This window comes from Paenibacillus sp. V4I5 (assembly GCF_030817255.1).
Taxonomy (GTDB): Bacteria; Bacillota; Bacilli; order Paenibacillales; family NBRC-103111; genus Paenibacillus_E.
In genome coordinates this window covers 169031-193975 of sequence record NZ_JAUSZB010000002.1, presented here as the reverse complement: position 1 = coordinate 193975, position 24945 = coordinate 169031, and the positions used below count along the sequence as shown (strand labels likewise).

At 42.4% G+C, this 24945-nt stretch carries 22 protein-coding genes and 2 pseudogenes; all 24 read right to left on the bottom strand.

Features of this window, described 5'->3' with window-relative positions; genetic code table 11:
• Positions 1-55: 55 nt before the first annotated feature.
• A pseudogene (pduL, locus tag QFZ78_RS02735) lies at positions 56-626 on the bottom strand (phosphate propanoyltransferase).
• Between the two features lie 95 nt (positions 627-721).
• A pseudogene (locus QFZ78_RS02730) lies at positions 722-1589 on the bottom strand (2-oxoacid:ferredoxin oxidoreductase subunit beta).
• On the bottom strand, positions 1577-3325 hold the full coding sequence (locus QFZ78_RS02725; protein WP_307545166.1) for a 2-oxoacid:acceptor oxidoreductase subunit alpha: 1749 nt from the start codon (positions 3323-3325) through the stop codon (positions 1577-1579). The pseudogene QFZ78_RS02730 and the gene QFZ78_RS02725 overlap by 13 nt, the downstream one beginning before the upstream one ends.
• Positions 3326-3530: 205 nt before the next feature.
• Positions 3531-4472 carry a dipeptidase gene (locus QFZ78_RS02720; RefSeq protein ID WP_307545165.1) on the bottom strand — a complete coding sequence of 314 codons (942 nt, stop codon included), beginning with the start codon at positions 4470-4472 and terminating at the stop codon, positions 3531-3533.
• 124 nt (positions 4473-4596) lie between these two features.
• Positions 4597-4857, bottom strand: a complete 261-nt coding sequence (locus tag QFZ78_RS02715) for a stage V sporulation protein S (RefSeq protein ID WP_028558349.1) — start codon at positions 4855-4857, stop codon at positions 4597-4599.
• Between the two features lie 114 nt (positions 4858-4971).
• On the bottom strand, positions 4972-5766 hold the full coding sequence (locus QFZ78_RS02710) for a TIGR00282 family metallophosphoesterase (protein ID WP_307545164.1): 795 nt from the start codon (positions 5764-5766) through the stop codon (positions 4972-4974).
• 117 nt (positions 5767-5883) lie between these two features.
• The gene (rny, locus tag QFZ78_RS02705) at positions 5884-7425 is read right to left on the bottom strand and encodes a ribonuclease Y (RefSeq protein ID WP_307545163.1); all 1542 of its coding nucleotides are present in this window, start codon (positions 7423-7425) and stop codon (positions 5884-5886) included.
• A gap of 386 nt (positions 7426-7811) precedes the next feature.
• A complete protein-coding gene (locus tag QFZ78_RS02700; RefSeq protein ID WP_307545162.1) occupies positions 7812-8504 on the bottom strand; it encodes a regulatory protein RecX in 693 nt (230 codons plus the stop codon).
• Positions 8505-8580: 76 nt separating this feature from the next.
• A complete protein-coding gene (gene recA / locus QFZ78_RS02695) occupies positions 8581-9624 on the bottom strand; it encodes a recombinase RecA (protein WP_047672987.1) in 1044 nt (347 codons plus the stop codon).
• A 175-nt stretch (positions 9625-9799) separates the two neighbouring features.
• Complete coding sequence (locus QFZ78_RS02690; protein WP_307545161.1) at positions 9800-11050, bottom strand: competence/damage-inducible protein A; 1251 nt, start codon at positions 11048-11050, stop codon at positions 9800-9802.
• 159 nt (positions 11051-11209) lie between these two features.
• Positions 11210-11794: a CDP-diacylglycerol--glycerol-3-phosphate 3-phosphatidyltransferase gene (gene pgsA / locus QFZ78_RS02685; protein ID WP_307545160.1), complete on the bottom strand. Its 585-nt coding sequence runs from the start codon at positions 11792-11794 to the stop codon at positions 11210-11212.
• A complete protein-coding gene (gene rimO, locus QFZ78_RS02680) occupies positions 11791-13119 on the bottom strand; it encodes a 30S ribosomal protein S12 methylthiotransferase RimO (protein ID WP_307545159.1) in 1329 nt (442 codons plus the stop codon). The genes pgsA and rimO overlap by 4 nt, the downstream gene beginning before the upstream one ends.
• A 128-nt stretch (positions 13120-13247) precedes the next feature.
• Positions 13248-13739: a YajQ family cyclic di-GMP-binding protein gene (locus QFZ78_RS02675; protein ID WP_047672977.1), complete on the bottom strand. Its 492-nt coding sequence runs from the start codon at positions 13737-13739 to the stop codon at positions 13248-13250.
• Between the two features lie 142 nt (positions 13740-13881).
• Positions 13882-14766: a helix-turn-helix domain-containing protein gene (locus tag QFZ78_RS02670; RefSeq protein ID WP_307545158.1), complete on the bottom strand. Its 885-nt coding sequence runs from the start codon at positions 14764-14766 to the stop codon at positions 13882-13884.
• 48 nt (positions 14767-14814) lie between these two features.
• Positions 14815-15558, bottom strand: coding sequence for a DUF3388 domain-containing protein (locus QFZ78_RS02665; RefSeq protein ID WP_373291262.1), 744 nt, complete (start codon positions 15556-15558; stop codon positions 14815-14817).
• A gap of 128 nt (positions 15559-15686) precedes the next feature.
• On the bottom strand, positions 15687-16538 hold the full coding sequence (locus tag QFZ78_RS02660; protein WP_307545157.1) for a hypothetical protein: 852 nt from the start codon (positions 16536-16538) through the stop codon (positions 15687-15689).
• 93 nt (positions 16539-16631) lie between these two features.
• On the bottom strand, positions 16632-16883 hold the full coding sequence (locus tag QFZ78_RS02655) for a DUF3243 domain-containing protein (RefSeq protein WP_307545156.1): 252 nt from the start codon (positions 16881-16883) through the stop codon (positions 16632-16634).
• Positions 16884-16979: 96 nt separating this feature from the next.
• Positions 16980-17735 (bottom strand): elongation factor P 5-aminopentanone reductase, encoded by a 756-nt coding sequence (gene ymfI, locus QFZ78_RS02650; RefSeq protein ID WP_307545155.1) that lies wholly within the window; start codon positions 17733-17735, stop codon positions 16980-16982.
• Positions 17732-19021, bottom strand: a complete 1290-nt coding sequence (gene yfmH / locus QFZ78_RS02645; protein WP_307545154.1) for an EF-P 5-aminopentanol modification-associated protein YfmH — start codon at positions 19019-19021, stop codon at positions 17732-17734. The genes ymfI and yfmH overlap by 4 nt, the downstream gene beginning before the upstream one ends.
• A gap of 3 nt (positions 19022-19024) precedes the next feature.
• Positions 19025-20305, bottom strand: a complete 1281-nt coding sequence (gene yfmF, locus QFZ78_RS02640; protein WP_307545153.1) for an EF-P 5-aminopentanol modification-associated protein YfmF — start codon at positions 20303-20305, stop codon at positions 19025-19027.
• A 102-nt stretch (positions 20306-20407) separates the two neighbouring features.
• On the bottom strand, positions 20408-21187 hold the full coding sequence (gene sleB, locus QFZ78_RS02635; RefSeq protein ID WP_307545152.1) for a spore cortex-lytic enzyme: 780 nt from the start codon (positions 21185-21187) through the stop codon (positions 20408-20410).
• A gap of 123 nt (positions 21188-21310) precedes the next feature.
• On the bottom strand, positions 21311-23860 hold the full coding sequence (locus QFZ78_RS02630; RefSeq protein ID WP_307545151.1) for a DNA translocase FtsK: 2550 nt from the start codon (positions 23858-23860) through the stop codon (positions 21311-21313).
• A 64-nt stretch (positions 23861-23924) separates the two neighbouring features.
• The gene (locus tag QFZ78_RS02625; RefSeq protein WP_171688227.1) at positions 23925-24164 is read right to left on the bottom strand and encodes a YlzJ-like family protein; all 240 of its coding nucleotides are present in this window, start codon (positions 24162-24164) and stop codon (positions 23925-23927) included.
• Positions 24161-24895, bottom strand: coding sequence for a ClpP family protease (locus QFZ78_RS02620; RefSeq protein WP_373460108.1), 735 nt, complete (start codon positions 24893-24895; stop codon positions 24161-24163). The genes QFZ78_RS02625 and QFZ78_RS02620 overlap by 4 nt, the downstream gene beginning before the upstream one ends.
• Positions 24896-24945: the final 50 nt, after the last annotated feature.

The following is a 24945-nucleotide window of genomic DNA, read 5'->3' as shown; positions in this document are numbered from 1 at the left end:
GCCTACATAGTACAAAAAGAAATTAGCATTTGTATGGAAATTTGCCTTACTAGAACTAATCTATCAGTTCAGCTAAATCGCCAGTTTTCACACCAGCAGCATTCCCCTCATCCGTATCAATATGCATGTCTAACGCATAGTTATCAGATACACGCGCAATGACATTCTCGAAGATCAAAGGTCGTGCTCCATTCACTTTGACACGTAGTAGCTGTTTATCTTGAATGCCCCATTTCTCAGCATCCGAAGTATGAAAGTGAATATGTCTAGCCGCGACAATTACGCCTCGTTCCAGATCTATCTCACCCTTTGGACCAATGACACGAAGGCCAGGAGTGAGTTCTATGTGTCCGGACTCACGTACCGGCGGGTTAATCCCTAAAGAAAATGCATCTGTTCGCGATACTTCGATTTGTGTATTTGGACGTGCAGGTCCAAGTATACGTACTTTCTCGATCTTACCTTTGGGTCCAAACAATCGTGACCGTTTCTTGAGCCGCATATTGTCCTGGTTGTGAGAGAGCCTTTAACGTCGTTAATTCATATCCCTGACCAAATAAAATGTCGATATGAGCTGGAGATAGATGTATATGTCTGGCTGAAACCCCTACCGGGACTGTTTTCATAGTAACCATCCTTTTACTTTTGTGATAGTAGACAGTATTGCCGCTCAGCAAAAAAGGCATACGGATAATCTCCATATGCCCTCAATGTGCAACTATTATTTGAATTCAGTAAGCATTTTGCTGAAATCTGCTTCTGAAAGCTTAAGGTCTTGTTTCGAAAGTCCTTCTTTAGCGAAGCTTGGAATGGAATCTTCATAACTCTTTTTCTCTTTGTTTTGATAGATGATACCCGTCAACATGGAGTTTGTTTCCATGATTTTGGTCATTGCCATCACACGGTTCGTATAATCATAATCAGGAATCTCATCCAAATCTACGATGTTCTCTTTGAACCAGTCATACGTGTTTTACTTTATTGAAAGTTACGCATGGGCTAAATACGTTAATCAAAGAGAAACCTTTGTGATTCAAACCAGCTTCAATAACAGCTGTTAACTGTTTCAAGTTACTGGAGAACGATTGTGCTACGAAAGAAGCACCGGCAGCCATCGCAACTTCTAATGGTGAGATCGCAGACTCAATTGTACCTGATGGTACACTTTTCGTTTTGAAACCTTCGGCACTACGTGGGGATGCTTGACCTTTCGTCAAACCGTAAATTTGGTTATCCATAACGATATATGTGACATCAATGTTACGACGAATCGCATGTACAGTATGTCCCATACCGATTGCGAAGCCGTCGCCGTCACCGCCTGAAGCGATAACTGTCAAATCGCGGTTAGCCATTTTCACACCTTGTGCGATTGGCAAAGATCTACCGTGAATACCGTGGAAACCATAAGCATTGATGTAACCAGAGATACGACCGGAACAGCCGATACCAGATACGATTGCTAAGCCTTCAGGCTCTAAACCAACATTAGCTGCTGCACGCTGAATTGCCGCTTGTACAGAGAAGTCTCCGCAACCTGGACACCAGTTAGGCTTTACATTGTTACGAAAGTCTTTTAATGTTGCCATGCTAAAGTCAACTCCTTACATTTTTGTTCAATTTCTGCTGGCAAGAACGGATTGCCGTTGTATTTAAGAACGTTTTTAATTTTATCTGCATGACCAACATGCAGTTTAATTTGATCTGCTAATTGTCCAGTTGCGTTGTTTTCGACAACGATAACTGTTCTCGCTTTTTCAACAAGAGGTCTCAGCTGCTCTGCAGGGAACGGATGAATCAAACGCACTGTAGCGTGATTTGTCTTAATTCCTTCTAGTTCAACGCGGCTTCTTGCTTCATCAATTGTTCCACCAGTGGAACCCATTCCGATAATTAGAAGATCTGGATTCTCATGAGGTGCGTCGAATTTAATGGCATCTGTTACTTGAATGTGTTTCAGCTTCTCAAGACGCTTATCCATCATACGTTGACGGTTTTCAGTGCTTTCCGAAGGACGACCAGTTTGGTCATGCTCAACACCAGTAACATGATGAATACCATTTTTCACGCCAGGGATGACACGCGGTGAAACACCGTTCTCAGTGAACTCATAACGTTTGAACAATTGATTCGCTTCTGTTTCAGGAGCTTCTGTTACTAGCGCTCCGCGGTCAATCACAATACGGTTGTAATCTAGCATCTCTGCGGATTGTTTACCCAAGGAGAGTTGTAGATCCGTCATCAAAATAACCGGAACTTGATATTTCTCAGCAAGGTTGAAAGCTTCAATCGTATCATAGAAGCATTCTTCAATCGTGCTTGGGGAAAGAACGATTTTCGGGATTTCACCGTGTGTACCGTATACCATTGCGTTCAAGTCAGATTGCTCTTGTTTCGTTGGAAGACCCGTACTTGGACCACCACGCTGTGTATCTACGATAACAACAGGCGTTTCAGTCATACCAGCCAGACCAATAGCTTCCATCATCAAAGACAGACCAGGACCTGCAGAAGCTGTTAGTGCACGAGCACCTGCATAGTTAGCACCGATAGCCATTGTACATGCAGCAATTTCATCTTCCGTTTGGATAACAGTTCCACCCAATTTAGGAAGTGCTTTTTGCAAGTACTCCATAACTTCAGATGCTGGTGTAATTGGATAAGCTGGCATAAAGCGGCAACCTGCTGCAACAGCTCCAAGAGCGATGGCATCGTTACCAATCATGAACAATTTTTGGTTGCCGTCAGCTGGTTCCAATTGGAAGTCAGCAATAGGTCCACCGGCCAATTCCAGAACGGATTCTGCACCTTTACGAACAGCTTCAATATTTTTTTCTACAACAGCTGCGCCTTTACGGCCAAATTCTTCCTCAACAGCTTTATTAAACACGTCAAGCGGCAAACCGAGCAATGCCCACGAAGCGCCTGATGCGGCCATGTTCTTAAATAGGGAAGTTCCTAGTTCTTCTGCAATCGCAGTAATTGGAACTGGAAACAAACGTGCTTTAATTCCTTCAGGTAAAACGGGGTTAAACTTTGCATCTGCAACAATAACACCGTTATCACGAAGTTCGTGTGCATTAAAATCGATACTTTCTTGGTCAAAAGCGACCAGAATGTCCAAATCGTCTGAAATTGCGCGAATCGGTTTAGTGCTGATGCGAATCTTGTTATTTGTATGCCCCCCCTTAATCCGTGAAGAGAAATGACGGTACCCATACAAATAGTAACCGAGACGGTTCAATGCAGTAGAGAAAATGCGGTCTGTACTTTCGACCCCTTCACCCTGCTGACCTCCGATTTTCCAAGATAACTGACTAATCACCGTACGTCCACTCCTTTTGATTGTAGCTGCATGTAGACCTTAAAAAGCTAATTTGTAGAAATTTAAAATGATGCTATAAAAAATTTCTTTCACTTGTCATCCAAATTCTATGCCTTTATAGAGCAAATTGCAAGGGGTTTAAACGATTCTAAAACATAGAGTTTTTAGATCGAATCCATATCAATATTAGAATGATTCCCAACTTTCATTTTGGAAGATTGGTGAGCATGAACTTTCGCCAGTTCCCATACAGGAATGCCTCCACTTGAGATTCCTTATAGTTTCTACACAAAGCTTCTATTATATTTCCGTATTGACCGACATGTCTCAAACCTTTTATCCATTGTTCGATCCCATCAAAATCCGATCCAAAGCCAATATGCCCTTCCCCACCCAGTGAACAAACATGATCAATATGTTTCAGCAGTGCCGTAATGGGAACAGCTAAATTTGTGCTATCTACAAAGTAAGGAACAAATGTAATTCCGATTAGTCCTTGACACTGGATGATAGCTTTGATTTGGTCGTCTGATAAATTTCTTGGATGAGGACAAACTTTTTGAGCATTCGAATGGGAAGCAATAAATGGTTTAGCATACACCTCAACTAATTCCCAGAACGCCGCTACTGATAAATGTGATACATCTGCTATTATACCCATAGTTTCTAATTCTTTTAACATCAGCTTGCCTTTTCTTGTAAAACCACTTTTACGCGGCTCCATAACACCATCTGCAGCCCAATTTGCATAGTTCCAAGTCAAACCAATACTTCTAACACCAAGGTGGTGAAGAATCCTTAAATGCGTCATGTTACCAGCTAAAGCATCTAAACCTTCAAGAGTGAGAATAGCTCCAATCTGTTCCCCCGCTTCAACAGCACGCCAGTCATCGACATTTTGAATAAATTTCATTCCTGGATGACCAACAATTTTTCGATGAAATAAATCCACCATTTGCAAAATATGATCGAATGTAGGCTGCTGAATGGAGTCCGATAAATAGATGGCAAAACACTGAACCTTTACTCCCGCTTGCTTAAGCCTTGGATAACTAACATCCAATTCGTGTTCTTCCTTATCGAAATCCAACTTGGGGTTCATATACAATTTCGTAAGCGCATCGCAGTGACCATCCATTATTCTCATCCTAGCAGCCTCCTATACACCATCTTCTAGACAACACAAAAACCCCTAAGCAGAGGTTTGATAGGCATTGTGAAAAACCTGTCTACTAGGTAAACAGGCTTGGTATTTAGTATGGTACGGTTTATTATCTTGGCTCTACAATAAGTTTAATGGCCGTCCGATCTTCCCCGTCAATCACGATGTCTGTAAAGGCTGGTACACAAATTAAGTCGACTCCACTGGGCGCGACAAATCCTCTTGCGATAGCTACTGCTTTGATGGCTTGGTTTAAGGCGCCTGCACCTATAGCTTGGAGCTCAGCAGCTCCACGCTCACGCAAAACACCTGCCAATGCACCTGCTACGGAGTTTGGATTAGACTTTGCTGAAACTTTTAATACATCCATGAATAGTACCTCCTCGGGAATGATGGATAGATTCCATTACCCATCATATTCTCAAGGTTGAACAAACATGCTATCCTATCCGATTTAAATGTTCGCAATATTTGAAATTATCTGCTAATCCATGAAAACTTGATCTTCATCATAGCGGATAAGGTTAATTCCTTTTGCCAAACCTGTCTGATCGTTCAATTCAATCACGACAGCATGGAAATGCCATTTGCCTTCATCCGTAACGAATCGAACTGGAAGCTGTGTTTTGAACTTTTGCAGTACAGCATTACGTTCAACGCCAAGAATACCATCACGTGGCCCTACCATCCCTACATCGGTTACATAAGCTGTTCCTTGCGGCAAAACACGGTTATCATTCGTTTGTACATGTGTATGAGTGCCGACAACTGCTGACACTTTTCCATCTAAATGCCAACCCATCGCAATTTTCTCAGAGGTTGCTTCTGCATGGAAATCAACAAATACAAATTTATGTTTCTTCTTATCCGCTTCAAGAATTTCATCCACTTTACGAAATGGGCAATCAATCGGCGGTAAGAATGTGCGTCCTTGCAAATTAATAATCAGTAATTCCTGATCCTTGACCTTAATGACCGTATGTCCTCTACCTGGTGTCCCAGGAGGAAAGTTTGCGGGTCGAACCATCTTCTCGTCACGATCAATGAAATCAAAAATCTCTTTCTGGTCCCACGTATGATTGCCCATCGTCAGGGCTTGAATGCCCATCTCATAGATTTCCTTAGCTATTGCCGCTGTAATACCTTTCCCTGCGGCAGCATTCTCACCATTAGCAATGAACACTGCGTGAGGATGAGCTTGTTTTAATCTAGGCATACTATTTTTTAACGCTTTTCTTCCAACAGATCCTACAATATCTCCAATAAATACAATTTTCATAACAATGTTATAGCTCCTTTATAAACCCTAGATGCAAAGGCGAGCAATTGATAGATTCAATGACAAGCCTGAAAATAAGGAAAAGTGGCTATATCAGCCACTTTTCGCATTGGTATCTTATTTAGCGTATTCAACAGCCCTTGTTTCACGAATGACCGTAACCTTAATATGTCCTGGATAATCGAGTTCACTCTCGATTTTCTTCGTAATATCGCGGGCTAAACGGAATGCTTCGGTATCATCCACTTTCTCCGGCTGAACCATTACACGTACTTCGCGACCAGCTTGAATGGCGTATGATTTCTCAACACCTTCGAAGGATTCCGAAATTTCTTCTAGCTTCTCCAAACGTTTGATATACGTTTCAAGCGTCTCTCTGCGTGCTCCAGGTCTTGCTGCGGATAAAGCATCTGCAGCTCCTACTAACATTGCAATAACAGAGGTTGCTTCCACGTCACCGTGATGAGAAGCAATACTATTAATAACGACTGGATGCTCCTTGTACTTCTTACCAATTTCAACACCGATTTCCACATGAGATCCTTCAACCTCGTGGTCTAGCGCCTTACCGATGTCATGAAGCAGCCCGGCACGTTTCGCCAAAGTTACGTCTACCCCGAGCTCCCCGGCCATCAGACCAGCCAGATAAGCTACTTCCATGGAATGTTTCAACACGTTTTGACCGTAACTTGTTCTGAATTTCAAGCGACCCAAAATTTTGATCAAGTCAGGATGCAATCCGTGTACACCAACCTCAAACGTGGCTTGCTCCCCGTATTCGCGGATACGCTCGTCCACTTCTTTACGGGATTTCTCGACCATCTCTTCAATGCGTGCTGGATGAATACGTCCATCAGCAACAAGCTTTTCTAAAGATGTACGAGCAATTTCGCGTCGGATTGGATCAAATCCTGATAAAATAACTGCTTCTGGCGTATCATCAATAATAAGGTCGATACCCGTCAATGTTTCCAGTGCGCGAATATTACGTCCTTCACGACCGATAATTCGGCCTTTCATTTCTTCATTTGGCAGTGATACAACTGAAACCGTTGTTTCAGCAACATGATCTGCAGCACAACGTTGAATGGCGAGCGTGATGATTTCACGGGCTTTCTTATCACCTTCTTCTTTGGCCTGCTGTTCGATTTCTTTAATAAGCTGTGCGGTTTCGTGACGAACTTCCTGTTCTACATTTGTAAGAATGATACTCTTAGCTTCATCCATTGTAAGACCAGAAATTCGCTCTAACTCCGAAACTTGGCTTTTATAAAGCTGATCAATTTGTGATTGTGTATCCTCGATCCGCTTCTCTTTGTTGGCAACTTGCTCTTCTTTACGCTCGAGAGATTCTAATTTTTTATCCAGCGATTCCTCTTTTTGCAACAATCGTCTTTCTTGTCGTTGAATTTCATTTCGACGTTCACGAATGTCTTTTTCAGCTTCGGACCTCAGTTTATGCACTTCGTCCTTTGCTTCCAGAACCGTTTCTTTTTTCAGTGCTTCTGCTTCCTTCTTTGCAGATTCTGTAATCTGTTCAGCGGCTGTTTCAGCACTGGAAATTTTCGCTTCTGCAAGAGATTTACGGATAAAATAACCAATCCCTAAGCATGCAGCTCCAACAATGAGAATGATCGCGATCCAGATGAATGACATCATCTTGTTCACCTCCTCGTTGGTTTCTCCAAGGTGTTAGCCTGGGATTCCCTTCGGTTTTTTAATCCGATTTTTAATTGTTTTGACTAGTCATACATACCCTACTAATTAAGAGTATGGCTTTTAAATGAATGCGCACCGTGCGTTAGAGGCACTATAGTGCTAATAATCCATAATCAACAGTGTAAAAATTGGCGGTTTCTACATCTGTCCCCTCAAAATCAATGAAATGAGTATGATTTTGAATACATTATGAAAATATACACTGTTATTTTATCTTTTGTCGAAGAAGCTTGTCAAGCGAATGTCCCTAAGATGACTGAATAAGTATTTCCAGTTCCCGCGAAATATTTAACGTCATTAACTAATTTAAATTATAATTAATGTCATTAACAATCAAAGGGATCATCTGAGATTTCAAATTCCTCTTCACTCGATTCACTGCTTAGTACCCCCAAAACCTTGTTGACAATAGAGCCCGTATAACCTCTCCGCATTAGAAAAGCTCCCGTCTTTCTTTTACGATCTATTGTCTTGCCTGAGGTTTGCTTCCATTTCGTTTGGCCCAACTTCATCGCCCCCGTATACTCATCTTCGGGATTGATTGTCTCCATCGCATTTTTAACTAATTCTTTATCAATGCCTCTTTGTTGGAGCTCCTGTCGAATGAGATTACGACCTTTTCGCTGCGAAATAATGCGATTATCTGTCCACATTTTCGCAAATTCCTCATCATTGATATAATTTTGCTGGACAAGCTTCTCACATGCCCATGCAATGATATGCACTTCGAATCCTTTCTCTTTCAGCTTACGTTTTACTTCACTTAATGAATGTGGTCGTCTGCCTATCATGCTTATTGCCTTTATATAAGCCATATTCTGTTCCTCATCAAGCGTAATGCTTTCGATTTCTTGTAGATGTATCGTTTCTCCTTTGTTTAACCGATGCTTGATTAAAATGTCTTCATGAACCGAGAATGCGTATTCTTCATTTAGAAATATATTGTATCGATGCTTACCACGCTTCTGTTTCTCTACCTTGGTGATGATTAACAATGGTTGTTGCTCTTCGCTATTCAAAACTAACCAACTCCTTCAATGAAGAAAGCACCTTAACACAAGGTTTAAGGTGCTTTCATGTATGATCATTTAAAACTTATTCGAAATCTGGTTCCAATTCATCGTCTTCCTCGTCAACATTAAGAGGGACTGCTTTGATTAGATTACTGTTCTCTCGAATCCGTAATTCAATCGTTTCCGAAATACTTTTGTTATCTTTCAAAAACTGCTTCGAATTCTCACGGCCTTGACCAAGACGCTCACCTTCATACGAATACCAAGCTCCGCTTTTATTAACGATATCCATCTCTGTTCCGATATCAATAATACTGCCTTCGCGTGAAATTCCTTCACCGTACATAATATCCACTTCCGCTTGTTTGAACGGCGGAGCTACTTTATTCTTAACGACTTTAATTCTTGTGCGGTTACCAACCATATCATTACCCTGTTTGATTGTTTCCACACGACGAACATCTAGTCGAACGGATGAGTAGAACTTAAGTGCACGGCCACCAGGTGTTGTCTCTGGGTTACCGAACATAACGCCTACTTTTTCACGCAACTGGTTAATGAATATCGCGATAACTTTGGACTTGTTGATCGCACCGGACAACTTACGAAGCGCTTGGGACATCAAGCGTGCCTGCAGACCCACGTGAGAATCACCCATATCGCCTTCAATCTCTGCTTTAGGTACTAAAGCGGCTACAGAGTCAATAACAATAATATCTACAGCACCACTTCGTACTAGTGCTTCAGCGATCTCAAGTGCTTGTTCACCGGTATCCGGCTGAGAGAGTAGAAGCTCATCTATATTAATACCAAGCTTGCTTGCATAAGAAGGATCCAATGCATGCTCCGCATCGATAAAAGCTGCTTGTCCACCATTCTTCTGTACTTCTGCGATTGCATGTAGAGCTACAGTAGTTTTACCGGAAGACTCTGGTCCGTATACTTCAATAATTCTTCCGCGTGGAAATCCACCTATTCCAAGAGCGATATCAAGCGCAAGAGAGCCGGATGAAATCGTTTCAACTTGCATATGTGTAGATTCTCCAAGCTTCATAATGGAGCCTTTTCCGAACTGTTTCTCAATTTGACGTAAAGCATTATCAAGTGCTGCGCGACGATCTGACAAAACACTCACTTCCTTCTTCTATCATTATAGGTATATGATAACTTGTTTTCAGGTGTTTGCCAAGCATTTTTTCGAACATACATTCGACTTTTTAGCGAACAAACAAAAAACCGCAACAAAGTTATCGCTTTGTTACGGTTCTTCCGTTAACACTTAGTCTCATTATATGCGAACTCTAGCTATCTTTCAACTGTTTCCATAAATGATAGAGTGCGCTTTTGGCAGCTCTATGCTTAATGGACTCCCGGTTACCAGATAGCTGCAAAGTAATAACCGTTGTTGCTGCGTCTTTTTGAGCAAAACCTATATAAACAAGCCCTACTGGCTTGCCTTCAGACGGACTTGGACCGGCTACACCCGTGACTGATATGCCAAAGTCGCTTCCGGTCACAGTAATCAATTGCTCCGCTAAGAAGGTTGCTGTCTCGCTGCTAACAGCACCAGGGGAACCCTCCCCTTCCAGCACTTCCATTGGAACACCGAGGAGCTTATGCTTCAAGGCATTCGAATAACAAATAATTCCTCCAAGAAATGATTGGGAACTCCCCGGCACTGCAGTAATCAAATCACTTAGCAAGCCGCCTGTGCAGCTTTCGGCCACAGCAAGCGTCTGGTTCTTCTCGCCAAGCAATTGCAGCACAATTGTTTCGATGGGAACATCTTGGTCCGCATAGAGATACTCTCCTAATCGCATTCTAATCTCTTGTTCGGTCGCTTGAAGATTTCGTTCGCCTTCTGAAGATGTCTGTGCACGAGTAGTTAAGCGAATCGTCACTTCGCCTTCTTTGGCGTATGGAGCGATCGTTGGGTCCGTTTGAGCTTGGATTAGATCAAGTAATTGATGTTCCAAATTAGATTCACCGACGCCGGCAAATTTGAGCATTTTGGAATAAAGCGGAATCTCATTGGTCATCCGTGCACGCAGCCAAGGAGCCGCATACTTGGAGAACATCGGTTTCATTTCTTTGGGCGGACCTGGCAGAAGAATGAAATGTGTCCCTTCGTATGTAAATGCTACACCAACAGCAAGCCCTGTTTCGTTATGTAAAGGATCACTTCCCACTAGCATCATCGCTTGTCGTCTGTTACTTTCCACCATATGGATCCCGCGCGACAGGAACATATCTGTAATTGTTTTCATAGAGGGCTCATGCACAATCAATTCACGGCCTACAAACGCAGCAAGCACATCCTTCGTCAAATCATCCTGCGTAGGTCCAAGACCTCCTGTACAAATAACGACATCAGCCCTTGAAGCAGCTAATTTGAAGCTATCCAGCAATCTCTGTTCATTATCACCAACGACCGTTTGAAAATACATGTCTACGCCAAGTGCAGCACATTCTCTGGAGAGAAATTGAGCATTTGTATTTACAATTTGGCCTAGTAAAAGTTCCGTTCCAACAGCGATAATTTCTGCTTTCATCTCGAGTTCCCTCCTTAACATGAGAAAACCTCTACCCTCGGCCATTCAAAGATGAGCGACCGCGTTTAGAGGTAATTTTTATCGCCAATAAGAAAGCGGTTTTCGGGAGCCGAAAACTTATACTTTCTTAAGTGGTAGAAAAAACAATAGGTTGCCCTATTAAGCCTTTTCCGAAAAATCTATGACATGCTTATTTTTCACAAAGTACTCTACACCAGAATACACGGTAATAATTGCAGCTGCCCAACTAGCTATAACATCAAAAGGAAAGTGCATAAACGTAAAAGGAAAATTATTGATAAGAAGTGCAATGATGGCTGTAATCTGAGCTGCCGTCTTCGCTTTTCCCCATTTGCTAGCCGCCATCACTGTGCCTTCCAATAGAGCAATTTGGCGAAGTCCTGTAACAGCCCACTCCCTACTGATAATGACAATGACAATCCAAGCATCTACTTTATCCATTTCGACTAATGAGACGAGCACAGCCGTAACAAGCAGCTTATCCGCTAAAGGATCAAGCAGCTTGCCCAAATTAGTTACAAGATTACGTTTTCTGGCAATGTAACCATCTAAACTGTCTGTACTCGCAGCAATAATGAAAATTAAAGCAGCAATAATTTGATTATATGTTATGCTAAATTCCTCTATCCGTATTTGAGGGAATTTCACCTTAATCAACAGAAAAAACATGATAATAGGTACTAATAAAATCCTCGCCACGGTGATGCGATTGGCCAGGTTCATGCAATTACCTCCCCGGATAAGTCAAACTCATAAGAGTGGGTAATACGAACCTTAGCTAATTCACCAATGTTAAGCTTCGCATTTGACACGAATACTTCTCCATCAATCTCAGGAGCATCAAATTGAGAACGTCCAATATATACATCACTTCTGCCATCGTATCTTTCGATAAGCACGTCAATTTCCTGCCCGATGCGGCGTCCGCCACGCAGATTCGAGATTTCTCGCTGAATTTCCATAATCGCGTTCGCACGATACTCTTTGACATCATCAGGAACTTGGTCCGGCAAACGCGCTGCTGGCGTATCATCTTCCTTGGAATAGGCAAAAACACCGAGACGGTCAAACTGAATGTCGCGAACAAATTGTTTTAAGTTTTCAAAGTCTTGTTCAGTTTCGCCTGGGAAACCTACAATGAGTGATGTACGTAGGGCAACATCCGGAATCGCTTCACGAATTTTACGAACTAGTTCACGTGCATCCTTCTGGCGGCCAGGTCTACGCATACGTTTGAGAATAGAATCTTCACTGTGTTGAAGTGGCATATCGATATACTTACATACCTTTGGATTAGATGCCATGACAGCAATCAATTCATCGCTAAAGAATCCAGGGTAAGCATAGTGTAGTCGCACCCACTCGATGCCTTCCACTTCACTAACTTTATTCAGCAAAGTAGGCAGCATGAAACCATCGTAAAGATCCGTTCCATAATTCGTGGAATCCTGCGCGATTAGACTAATCTCTTTAACGCCTTGTGCAGCAAGATTAGCTACTTCAGCAACAATGGACTCCATACTTCTGCTTTTGAAGTTACCTCGCATAATTGGAATACTACAGAATGTACATGCGTTATCGCAACCTTCTGCAATTTTCACATAGGCTGTATATCGAGGTGTAGTCATGAGTCTTGGCAGATCCGCATCATAATTGAACACCGGATTCCCAACAAGAACCGGTTTCTTTCCGCGAAGTGCTTCATCTACGATATGGTTGATTTTATCGAAATCTCCGGTACCCACAATGCCATCAATCTCAGGCATTTCTTCCATCAACTGCTTTTTGTAGCGTTGAGTCAAACACCCTGATACGATAAGCGCTTTGAGATTCGCTGTTTGCTTTAATTCTGCCATATCCAAAATTGTATTAACGGATTCTTCTTTTGCTGCATCAATGAACCCGCAAGTGTTCACGATAATGACAGTGGCATCTTCCTTGTTCTCAACAAGCTGAAAGCCACGGCCATGAATTAATCCTGACATAATCTCGGAATCGACCAAATTTTTCTCGCATCCGAGAGTAACTACTTTAACCTTTTCTGTCATGAAAGAAACAACCTCCAATAGTCCTAAAAAACACTCCCTACCAGTATAATACAAGCCCTATAGGGTGTCAAAATGTAAAAACCCCCTACATGTAGGGGGCTACTCTCCAAAGAACATCGTATGTATGCCTATTTCAAGTTAACAAATTGCAAATCAAGAGGAATTTCCGCCTTACGCAGCAAGGCAATAACAGCTTGTAAATCATCTCGACTCTTCCCGGTTACCCGGATTTGATCACCTTGGATTTGCGTCTTAACTTTAAGCTTGGAGTCACGAATTAGAATGTTAATTTTTTTCGAGTTCTCCTGATCGACACCTTGCTTCATGCTAATTTTCTGCCTTACGGTGGAACCAGCCGCTGGTTCTACCTTACTGTACTCGAGATTCTTAATCGAGATGCCGCGCTTCGTCATTTTGGCGTGCATAATATCAAGGACATTCTGAAGCTTAAACTCATCATCCGAGGTAACAACAAGTTGGTCCTTATCCAATTTAATGCTGCTTTTACTACCTTTAAAGTCAAAGCGGGTTAGGATCTCTTTTTCCGCTTGCTGTATGGCATTGTTTAGTTCCTGCATATCCACCTTGGATACGATATCAAACGAGCATTCTGAACTCATCTTAGACAAAACATCCTTTCCATCAAATTACAATAGAATTATAGCAAGAAGCCGTAAAAAAAGAAACATCCTAAGCACTCTCAGCCTAGGATATCTCTTGGTATTATTCATTACCCGGGAAAGCGCAGGAAACGTCAAAATGCTAGTTTTTTTGCAAATTGAGCTGTACCCTTTTGGGGTTTGGTGTATCCCCGACAGGAACGATCGTACCATTCACAGTAAGCTCCAAAGCACTGGCTGCGCCTACATTTAAATACGCAGAACCGGTTAAATCAAAAGAGTCCGTATCACCGGCTTTGTAAAGTTTCTGTCTAAGCATTTCCTTACCGCCTGTCTCTGTAAGAGAATCCACACGTATCCAACAGGAACCTGTTATTTTCATCTGAATATTCAGATTGGAAGCACCGGTTATCGTGTAATTATCCACACCCTTCTCGCTGCTGCTAAACTTAACCTGAACGGATGGTGTTGGTGTTGGCACCGGTGTCGGAGTAGGAGTCGCAAGAGGCGCCACTTTACCGTCACCGGACGCATTCGTTGTCGTACTTGGAGCAGTGCCAGTCGCAGGATTCGTAGAATCTGTGATTCTCGGTGATTGCGTTTGAGAAGAAGGATTTTCATCCGCTGGTGTTCCCTTATAGTTCTTGTATGTATAGTAATATACGATACCGAATATAAGCAAAATGAAACAGACAAACATCGTACCAGAAGCCCAGCGGCTCAATTTCTCGGTATTACGGACACTTGTTCTATTATTACGAATCGTTTCTACAACTGGTTTCTCTACAGCTGGGGAGGGATTCGTCGTTTGGTACATGTTGAGAACTTCCGTAGGGTCAAGTCCCACCGCTTCAGCGTAGCTTTTAATAAAGGCACGGACATAGAAGCTGCCAGGCAGAACCTTGTAATTTCCTTCTTCAATTGCTTCCAAGTAGCGTTTACGAATTTTCGTAACTTCTTGAAGATCATCAAGCGAGATCTTTTTTTCCTGGCGTGTTTTACGTAAAATGTGTCCTAGATCAGACATATGGTCACCTCCCCGCGGGATCTTCTTTATTTAATGACGTTACAGACATTAAAAAGGTTCGGACGTATACGTAAATGAATCATAATTGATTTCTTCATCCGGGCTATTTCGCAACTCAATAATATAATCGAAGTGATTATATGTGTATTCCGACTCCCGAATAAATATATCCGGATGCTCGATAACCTTAGTAGAAGGCATACCCATAATGTCCTGCAAAAGGCTATAATGCTTCTCATTTGAGCGTATAGTAGAAACGATTCCATCAATGATATATACGTTATTTGGAGTCATTTCATCTTCCGACAGTTGACTGCGTACGGTTTGTCTAAGTAACGTAGAGGAAACGAAAGTCCAGCGCTTGTTTGCGCATACACTTCCTGCAATAATTGACTCCGTTTTACCAACTCGCGGCATGCCACGTAGACCTACAACTTGGTTCCCTTCTCGCTTGAAAATCTCACCAAGGAAGTCAACTAAAAGTCCCAATTCATCACGAGTAAAACGGAATGTTTTGCGATCATCCGAATCGCGTTCAATATACCGACCATGACGGACAGCCAAAATATCAACAAGCTTGGGGGGTCTAAGGGCGGTAATAGTAATATTATCTACTTTTCTTAACATTTTACCCATTAAGTCAATTTTTTCTTCATCATTGGTTTGTAGAAGCATACCACGGGTACGATCTTCTACCCCATTAATGGTCACAATATTAATATCCAGCATACCCATCAAAGAAGCAATATCCCCTAATAAGCCGGGACGGTTTTTGTGAATTTTGTACTCCATATACCATTCTTTTACGTCCAATCTTTCCACCTCATCGCAATATCTGTAACGAACAAGTCGATACCTACTCAAGTAATTTCTACAATTTCCGTCAATGTCCTTCTTTTATCGCATAAACCTACACAAATTCATTTCATTTTTAGTTCTTTAAGCTCTTGTTCGTTGTAAATTGTACCACCTTTTTTCCAAGAACTGTTTTTCATCAAAACTAGACGATTGTCCAAAATTTGAGTCCAGTTTAGTTCAGCCGATACAGCTCCTGAAAGATCCACAACCGATACTCCGATAGATTTAGCTTTCAGCACTTGTGCCTCATCTACGGGTGTATAGAAAATAATCGTGTTAGAGTGATGCTGTCTCGTTTGGAATGATAACTGCTGGAACCACTGTTCATTATTATCGAGTAAAACGATATGATCCGCTTCCTCCGAAGGTGCCCAAGCAGAAGGAATGGGACGATCGCTTCGAGTCACCCACTCCACGAGAACATTTTGTGCTAAAAGGTCTTGGATCCATTTATTTTTCAAGGTCTCAATCTGTTGAGAATCAATTTGTAAGAACGAAGCTTGCTCATTTACCTGACTTGTGATTCCTTTGGTATCAAGCTGACTTTGTAATAAGGTCCACTTCCCCATCGAAAGTCCTTGTCCAATCACCCCATTAGCAGAAGGGAACAGTTCATTACCAATGACATATATGTAATCATATTTGCTTGCTTTCAACTTTGCTATTACGGTTTCATCCAGTTGATTCAAATCCTTGATCCAATCAAAGGCTATAAAATTAGCATCTCTCCACTGCTGAAGCGCATTTCCTACCGACTCTTTAGCCGGCGCAGACATACTAGCTCCTGTCAGCATTAGCACTGATAATTTATTATCCAACAATTCCTGCTTAATGGTTGGAATTCCACGATTTCCACACCCTGCTACGATAAAAGATAAGAGCAATAATGCAAGCGCAAAACGTTTGATTGCCATGAAGTTACAATTCCTTTCATCCTTATAAAGCGTGCAAAAGCCTCCGAAAGAGGAGGCTTTCACATAGTACCCTATTGAATTGTAAAACGGTTATTAACCTTTGTCTACTAATTTTACCATGAGGCGGGCAATTGTATGTTTTTCTTGCTCATCCCCTGCATCCCACAGCTCTTTGAGCACTCGCTCTTGTTCATTTTCGGGATCCACTTTATTTGCCAGAAATTCTCCAATTTGAAAAGCGAGCTTAGAGATGGTTTCCTCACTCATCCCCGCATTTCCAGCCTGACTCACACGTTCAGCCAAAAACTCTTTCCACTTATCAAATACTTTAAGTACAGTAGCCATTGTAAGAAGCCTCCTTTAAATTATGAGAAATGGTCATTACATACGTAATATTCGCTTCCCAGCTTAAAATTATGCGTGAGGCTTCCTACACTGTACTCAAGTTAACCATCCACCATTTGGACTTATGATTTGACCCGTAATATAACCGGATTCAGGCAGTGCTAAAAAGTATACAAGTGAAGCAACTTCATCAGGCAAAGCAAAACGGCCTGCCGGAATTTCATTGGCGATCGCTTCCCGCTCCTCAGGTTGGAATCCTGCCATCATTTCGGTATATACCGCACCGGGCGCTACAGCATTCACCGTCACACCAGAAGGAGCCAACTCCTTCGCTAACGCCTTCGTAAAGGCGTTCAATCCACCTTTGGCTGTTGAGTATACAACCTCACAGGAAGCACCTGAGATGCCCCATATGGAGGATACATTAATAATGCGGCCGTACTTTTGCTTGACCATTGCAGTCATGAAAGTTTGTGTACAAAGAAAGGCGCCTTTAAGATTTACATTCATCACCAGGTCCCAATCTTCTTCACTTACATCAGAAAGCATTCCGAAGTGAGAAATCCCCGCATTGTTCACGATAATATCAGGGACCATGTCTTTTTGTTCCAGCTTTTCTTGCATCTTGTTGATTTGCTCACGAGATTTTACATCTGCGGAAATGGTTAACACTTTGGCGCCATGTTTCATGCAGGATCTGGCTACTTCATTGGCAGCTTCATGTGACTCACGGTAGTGGATAACCACATTCATGCCTACCGCGGAAAAACGCTCAGCAATGGCTGCACCAATTCCCCGGCTAGCTCCTGTAATAAGAACTGTTTGTTCACTGAATGGCTTAGAAAACGTCACGACGGCTTACGACTTTGCACAATCGAAATAGCAAGTCTGCTCCAGTCAAAATGCTCGCGGAACCGACGGTTCACGTCTTCAAGTGTAATCTGCTCGTAAACAGGCAGTATATCGAATAAATCAATACCTTTAAAACGGTATTTAGTGAATTCATTCGCTATGGATTCCGGTGAGTTCATCATCCTTAGGAAATTGCCAATTTTCTTTTTACGACTCCGTTCGAAAGTGACTTCATCGAGCCCAGCATCCTTACGTTTCTCAACCTCTTCGCGTATGCGCGCTACAAGTTGGTCCGGATCTTTAGTATCTCCGCCAAGAATGGAGAACGCATATCCCTCACTACAGTTATATTCATGACCAAAATTATCAGAAATCAATTGCTCATCATATAATGCCTGATAAATATCAGAGCTTGAGCTGAACAATACATCCAACATTAATTTCGTCGTCAATTCTTTAACTAGTAAGTCTTTCCCACTTACAGATGGCACAGGCTCCTTGAATCCGATTAAACATTTTGGCATTGAAACAGGAAGTAATGTTACTCTGCGCGCTTCCTTCACTTCTAATGGCTCCTCTGGAAAAAATCGTTGGATATTTCCTTGAGGTGGAAAAGTTTTGGCAGCTTGATTTCCTTTAACTAGCGAAATAACCTCTTCTGGATCCACACCTCCAACAACAAACAAGCTCATATTGCTAGGGTGATAGAATGTGTTGTAGCACTCATATAAGGTTTCTTTTGAGATTTCGGCAATAGAATCAACTGTACCAGCGATATCAATATGGATGGGATGCTTAGCATATAAGGATTCAATTAATCCATAATAGCTTCTCCAATCCGCATTGTCTTCGTACATTTTGATCTCTTGACCAATAATGCCTTTTTCCTTTTCTACATTTTCATCTGTAAAATAAGGATTTTGCACGAAATTAATTAATGTCGTTAAATTTATTAAATAATGATCTGTGGATGAAAATAAGTATGCTGTCCGATCAAAGCTTGTAAAAGCGTTAGCCGAAGCACCGTTTGAAGCGAAAGTAGCGAAAATATCACCTTCAGGCTCCTCGAACATTTTGTGCTCCAGAAAATGAGCAATGCCATCCGGAACTTGAACTGCCTCTTTCCCTTCAACTTGAAAAGAGTTGTCAACCGATCCGAATTGCGTCGTGAACGTCGCATAGGTTTTCTGGAAACCATCTTTGGGTAGAACAAAAACATGTAACCCATTATCGAGTTTCTCATGATAAATGGTTTCACCCAGATGTGAATAAGGAATAACCTGCATCTTCTACTCTCCCTTCTGGTCCCGCAAAAAGTATATCGTATCCAGTTGAACACGCTTGGCAGCTTCTGCAATAGCCGCAATATCTACCTGCTCCACAGATTCAATCAAGCCTGAAACCGTACGTTCTTTTCCAGATAAAATAGCATTAAAGTCAAATGAAATTAATTCAAATGCGGAATCCTGAATTTCGCGCAGTTGATTGGCAATCATGGCTCGAGTTTGATTCCATTCAATATCACTGATATCTCCTTGTTCCATGGCAGTCAGCTGCTTTCGAATGATATCAACCGCTTTCTCATAATTCGCCATTTCGATCCCTGATTGAATCGTCAGAATGCCTTTGTGACCATCGAACCGAGAAGAGGCATAGTAGGCCAGACTCGCTTTCTCACGAACATTCGTAAACAATTTGGAGTGTGGGTAACCTCCGAGAACGCCATTATACATAAGAGCTACTGGGTACTGCTCATCTCGATACGAAATATTTGTTCGCAGTCCCATGTTCAGTTTCCCTTGATTAACATCCAGACGTTCAACGATTGTCTTCACATCTCCTGTTGCCCCCCGCGGGGCAGATGTTACATAACCAACATCCTCTTTACGTTCAATGGAGAATGCCTGCTTTACAATACCCTCTACTTCAAAAAGCGTCGTATTTCCAACGACATAAATATCGATAGGTGCCGTTTGAAGCCAGTGTTTATATTGTTCGTACAGTTGCTCGGCATTGATAGGGTCCAAATCATCGATTTTACCCAAAGGGTGAAGTCGATAAGGATCATCACTGCACATTTCTTCGATACAGCGTTCAGCTGCGTAACGAATTTTATCATTAATAACTGATTCTATGCGCTTTTGGAGAGTCTGCTTCTCAGCATCGACATATTTGTTACGAAAATGTCCTTCTTCGAGCGCAGGCTTTGTCAAAGTTTCTCCAACGAAGTCAAGTCCCTGCTCTAATAAAGATTGTGCTGATTTTACGAATCGGTCATTGATGATATCCATGCGTAACTGAACAATTTGGTAATCGCCCCGTTTGTAAATATCAAAACCGAACCCTGCACCATATAAATCATCTAAATATTCTCGAAATTGCTTTGTTTCTGGGCGAAATTCCGTACCTCTTCGCAGTACAAAGGGTGTTAATGCGGTACTCGTGACCGTTTCTTCCTCTAGAGGACGGCCTATGTACACTGAAATGGCAAACGTTTTAAACCGATCTGTCGGCAGCACATGTAAACGTATATGATTCCATGTAGTGCGCTCAAATTGTATTTGCTTCAAAGGTCGGTCTCCCTTCATTGTCCGTGATATAAATCCATTATATTCCTATACGAAGAGGAGAAGCAACCAAAGCTGGTTCCTTCTCCTTTGTCCATGTCTAAATTATTTACAGAAAATATGCTTCCCAATATTTTTGACTTGCGTCCTGCTCCAAATCCATTTGGATGTCGCTGTTACCGGGTTGAAATAATAGATACAACCGCCCGTAGGATCCCATCCGGTCAGCGCATCTTTTACTGCTCTTTTCGTCGATTCGTTTGGTGTTAGCCAAATTTGGCCATCTGCTACGGCTGTGAAAGCACCAGGCTGAAAGATAACACCAGAAACCGTATTAGGAAAACTTGCTGACTTTACACGATTCAAAATAACTGCTGCTACTGCTACCTGACCAATATAGGGTTCTCCCCGAGCCTCACCATTCACAGCATTTGCCATCAGATTAATATCCTGCTCTGATAAGCCCAGGTTATTAGAAGGCAGCAAATTGGCTGGCTTTTTATTTGAAGTAGCCGTTTCTTTGCCTGCGCCGCTCTGTCTTCCTGTTGTTGGTGCTGTAGGCCTCCAATTCTTCGTAGCTTCCCACAGTTTAAGCTTGGTCTTGGGACCTACAACGCCATCTACTTTCATCCCAAACTCACCTTGGAATCGCTTCACTGCCAATAAAGTTTTATACCCATAATCTCCGTCTATACTGCCGTTATAGAAGCCAATGAACTTCAATCTGCCTTGCAGCTCGTTAACGTCAGTTCCTGTGGCTCCATATCGCACTTCATTTTTACTAAACGTTTCTTCTGCAGGTGGATTGAACTTTCCTTTCAACTGAAAAGCGACAACTAATACGAAAACAATACAAAATGTAAGTACAATTAATCGTTTATTCATTCCCCTTCTCAACCTCACTTTTCAAATTACAGCCTTTTCTTGCTTATTATGAGAAAGGGACTCTATGTTTATACAAAAAAAACACTCTCCTGAGGAGAGTGCTTGTACTTTCGTCTATTTAAGCTAGGAACTGATCCGATTATGATGGTATTGTTCAATCGACATTAGCACCTCTCGAGGCTTGCTGCCTTCGTACGGGCCGACGACCCCTTTGGCTTCCATAGAGTCAACCAGCCTTGCCGCACGTGTATACCCGACTCTCATACGTCGTTGCAGCAGGGACACAGAGGCTTGCTTGGCTTCCAATACAATTTGAACAGCCTGGTCGTACAGCTCGTCTTCAAATTCATTTTGTTGTTCCGGCATTTCTTCCACATGCGGAACCATTTCTTCTTGGTAATTCGCCTGCTCCTGCGTGCGTACAAATCCAACCACATGTTCAACCTCTTGGTCAGATAAAAAGGCACCCTGAATACGAACAGGTTTGGACGCGCCAACTGGCAAATAAAGCATATCGCCTCGACCTAACAGCTTCTCGGCTCCGACCATGTCCAAAATGGTCCTTGAGTCTACTTGAGACGAAACACCGAACGCAATACGTGATGGAATATTGGCTTTAATCACACCCGTAATAACATCAACGGATGGTCGTTGTGTAGCAATAATTAAATGAATACCCGCAGCACGGGCCATTTGAGCAAGTCGCGTGATAGAATCTTCCACATCATTAGCAGCAACCATCATTAAATCGGCTAACTCATCCACAATAACCACGTAATAAGGCAGAGGGACTGCTGTACCGCTTTCTGTCAACATTGCATTGTAGCCCTCAATATTTCGGGTTCCGCTTTTTGAGAATAGTTCATAACGCTTTTCCATCTCAACGACGACTTTCTTAAGTGCTAACGAAGCTCGTCGAGGATCAGTTACAACTGGTGCCAGTAGATGAGGAATCCCATTGTAAACATTCAATTCAACCATCTTCGGATCGATCATAAGAAACTTCACTTCATTCGGCTTTGCTTTATACAAAATGCTCGTAATAATCCCATTAATACAGACGGATTTACCTGAACCGGTCGCTCCAGCTACAAGTAAGTGAGGCATTCTTGCCAAATTTCCGACAATTGGTTGTCCAGAAATATCTCGTCCAAGTACAACGGATAGCCTTGAGCTGGATTCTTGAAAAGCAGATGTTTCCATGACTTCACGCATGGTCACAATCGAAACCTCCAGATTCGGCACCTCAATGCCGATCGCAGCTTTACCAGGAATCGGCGCTTCCATCCGAATATCCTTGGCTGCAAGCGCCAACGCGATATCATCGGTCAAAGAGACGATTCGGCTGACCTTCACACCCACATCAGGCTGTATCTCGTAGCGTGTCACGGCAGGGCCTCTGACGACCTCCAGCACCTTGGCACGAACCCCAAAGCTCTCCAAGGTGGCTTCTAGCTTCCTTGCATTCGCTTTATAGTCCGCCATCTCACTGCCTTTGCCAACAGCAGGCTTCGCTAATAATTCAAGGGACGGCATCTCATATGGCCGTGTTTGCACAATCGGCACATTCTCCTGAAATTCTAGCGTAACTGGTTCATCATCCGTGTCAACAGCCCCTGCTCCCTGTACTTTAGAAACAGGCGCTGTAGAGGAAGCTGCAGGATGTTTGACTGCCTGCTGAGCTTCTTGAAAAACCTGCTCCTGAAAATCACGAATAATAGGTGTGATTGGTTGATCTGTGGATGGTGAATCAGATTCAGCAGCTTGCTTCGCACTTGACTTATAAAGAACTTGCTCGGTTTCATCTGCTGCATCTAAATCATTTAATTCATCTGAATTTGAATTACTCTCGACTGCCGTCTTTTTCCGACTTTCCTTATTTGGACGAAGCAGCTCCATAAAGAGTGGTGTCTTCTTCGCCCGTTTAACAGGCTGGAAAACCTCCTCATCGAACTCATCATCAACTGGAACATAAGAGGATTTCTTCGCCTTAGTCGTACTAGTACCTGCGGAGACAGTTTGGGGCTGACGTGTTTCGCGATCCTGCAGCCACTCTTTCATTCTATCTTTAAAATTTTGGCCAACATTACTGAATCGACCCTTCACGATATTGCCAACGTCCACGTAAGAAATGCCTGTTGCCAGAATAAAGCCCATGACAAACAGGGCGTATTGGATTAATCTCGCTCCCAAATAATCGAACAGAAAGTAAAGGACACTGTATAGCATAGCGCCAATCATTCCGCCACCAATACCATGTTCCAATGCCGCTTTGCCAGCTTCTGTTGGTTTCAGACCATCTAACATAGCATTCCATGTGGATGCAATGACTTTCCCTGATGTGAAACCGCCATCAGGATATAATTGAGCGAACAAATCAATATGATTTTTTATTAGTAGGCCAAGAATGAACAGCAGTATGCCTGCTTTCTTGGGCGTAACCATCTGTGGCCAAGCTCTCTTGATCATCGCATATAAGGCCACATATATGAAAATCAGCGGTATAAGTGAATACCACGTTCCCACAAAAAATCGAAAAAGGTAAATCAACGAATTCCCAACATGCCCTTGATGAGCAAGTGCAATGACCGAGAAGATTAGAATGAGAATACCATATAACTCGAATAACAAGCTTGTTTTTAGAGCCTTGCCTTTTTTCTTGCGTTTCGCCACGCTTGCCACCCCCAAGTCCACATTATACCATATTTGACTTGGGGGATGATACAGGAAGAGCAGGCTAGAAAGTTAAAGTTGCCTCAACTACAGGACTATATGAAATAATAGTTCCTGGGGCATATTGATTGTTCAAATAATCCTGAGGATTACAGCTAAACAACCTAACGATTCGTGCCTGAAAGCCACTAATCGGTTCAATTTGCATTTTGACTCCACCCTGATCGATCTCGATAAACTTGGGTTCATAAGTCTCCATTCCTTCAAAAATCACATCCATCGGGATAACGGAGTAATGGATCATTGTACAATGCCTCCGCTCGCCGCTGCTTTCTTAATCTCTATACGCTGATTAAGCTCACGGATTGCATCACCGATACCGCCTACTTGATCTATCAATCCATACTTAACAGCGTCTATACCAATGACTGTTGTCCCAATATCCCTTGTCAACTCCCCAGTCTTAAACATCAACTCTTTAAACTTTTCTTCTGTTACATTAGAGTGCTTCGTAACAAACCGCACAACACGTTCCTGCATTTTATCCAAATATTCAAATGTTTGTGGGACTCCAATAATTAAACCATTTAAACGAATTGGGTGAATTGTCATCGTTGCCGTTTCAGCAATAATCGAGTAGTCCGCTGATACTGCGATAGGAACACCAATACTATGTCCGCCACCAAGTACCAAAGCAATGGAAGGCTTCGATAGTGTTGCCACCATCTCTGCGATGGCAAGTCCTGCTTCTACATCTCCCCCTACCGTATTTAAAATAATCATAACGCCTTCAATCTTCGGATTCTGCTCTGCGGCGACTAATTGCGGAATTAGGTGCTCATATTTGGTCGTTTTATTCTGGGGAGGGAGAACAATATGTCCTTCCACTTGTCCAATAATGGTGAGGCAGAAAATATTAGATTCGCCAGAAAGTGTATTCGTTTGACCTAACTGTTGAATGTTTTCGAGAACTGCGTTTTTCTTACCTTCTTCAGTTATTGGTTCTTGTTGTTTCGGTCCTGTGGGTTCTGCCACTGAAAATCCCCCTTCGAGTTTTGCTTTTGCAAAAACAGCTTTGTAAGCTT

Bases quoted from the DNA above. Each gene is read 5' to 3' on its own strand.
- QFZ78_RS02720 (WP_307545165.1), bottom strand. From the start codon at position 4,472: ATGAGAATAATGGATGGTCACTGCGATGCGCTTACGAAATTGTATATG.
- QFZ78_RS02715 (WP_028558349.1), bottom strand. From the start codon at position 4,857: ATGGATGTATTAAAAGTTTCAGCAAAGTCTAATCCAAACTCCGTAGCA.
- QFZ78_RS02710 (WP_307545164.1), bottom strand. From the start codon at position 5,766: ATGAAAATTGTATTTATTGGAGATATTGTAGGATCTGTTGGAAGAAAA.
- rny (WP_307545163.1), bottom strand. From the start codon at position 7,425: ATGATGTCATTCATCTGGATCGCGATCATTCTCATTGTTGGAGCTGCA.
- QFZ78_RS02690 (WP_307545161.1), bottom strand. From the start codon at position 11,050: ATGAAAGCAGAAATTATCGCTGTTGGAACGGAACTTTTACTAGGCCAA.
- pgsA (WP_307545160.1), bottom strand. From the start codon at position 11,794: ATGAACCTGGCCAATCGCATCACCGTGGCGAGGATTTTATTAGTACCT.
- rimO (WP_307545159.1), bottom strand. From the start codon at position 13,119: ATGACAGAAAAGGTTAAAGTAGTTACTCTCGGATGCGAGAAAAATTTG.
- QFZ78_RS02675 (WP_047672977.1), bottom strand. From the start codon at position 13,739: ATGAGTTCAGAATGCTCGTTTGATATCGTATCCAAGGTGGATATGCAG.
- QFZ78_RS02670 (WP_307545158.1), bottom strand. From the start codon at position 14,766: ATGTCTGATCTAGGACACATTTTACGTAAAACACGCCAGGAAAAAAAG.
- QFZ78_RS02665 (WP_373291262.1), bottom strand. From the start codon at position 15,558: ATGGAGTACAAAATTCACAAAAACCGTCCCGGCTTATTAGGGGATATT.
- QFZ78_RS02660 (WP_307545157.1), bottom strand. From the start codon at position 16,538: ATGGCAATCAAACGTTTTGCGCTTGCATTATTGCTCTTATCTTTTATC.
- QFZ78_RS02655 (WP_307545156.1), bottom strand. From the start codon at position 16,883: ATGGCTACTGTACTTAAAGTATTTGATAAGTGGAAAGAGTTTTTGGCT.
- yfmH (WP_307545154.1), bottom strand. From the start codon at position 19,021: ATGCAGGTTATTCCTTATTCACATCTGGGTGAAACCATTTATCATGAG.
- sleB (WP_307545152.1), bottom strand. From the start codon at position 21,187: ATGAATAAACGATTAATTGTACTTACATTTTGTATTGTTTTCGTATTA.
- QFZ78_RS02625 (WP_171688227.1), bottom strand. From the start codon at position 24,164: ATGATCCATTACTCCGTTATCCCGATGGATGTGATTTTTGAAGGAATG.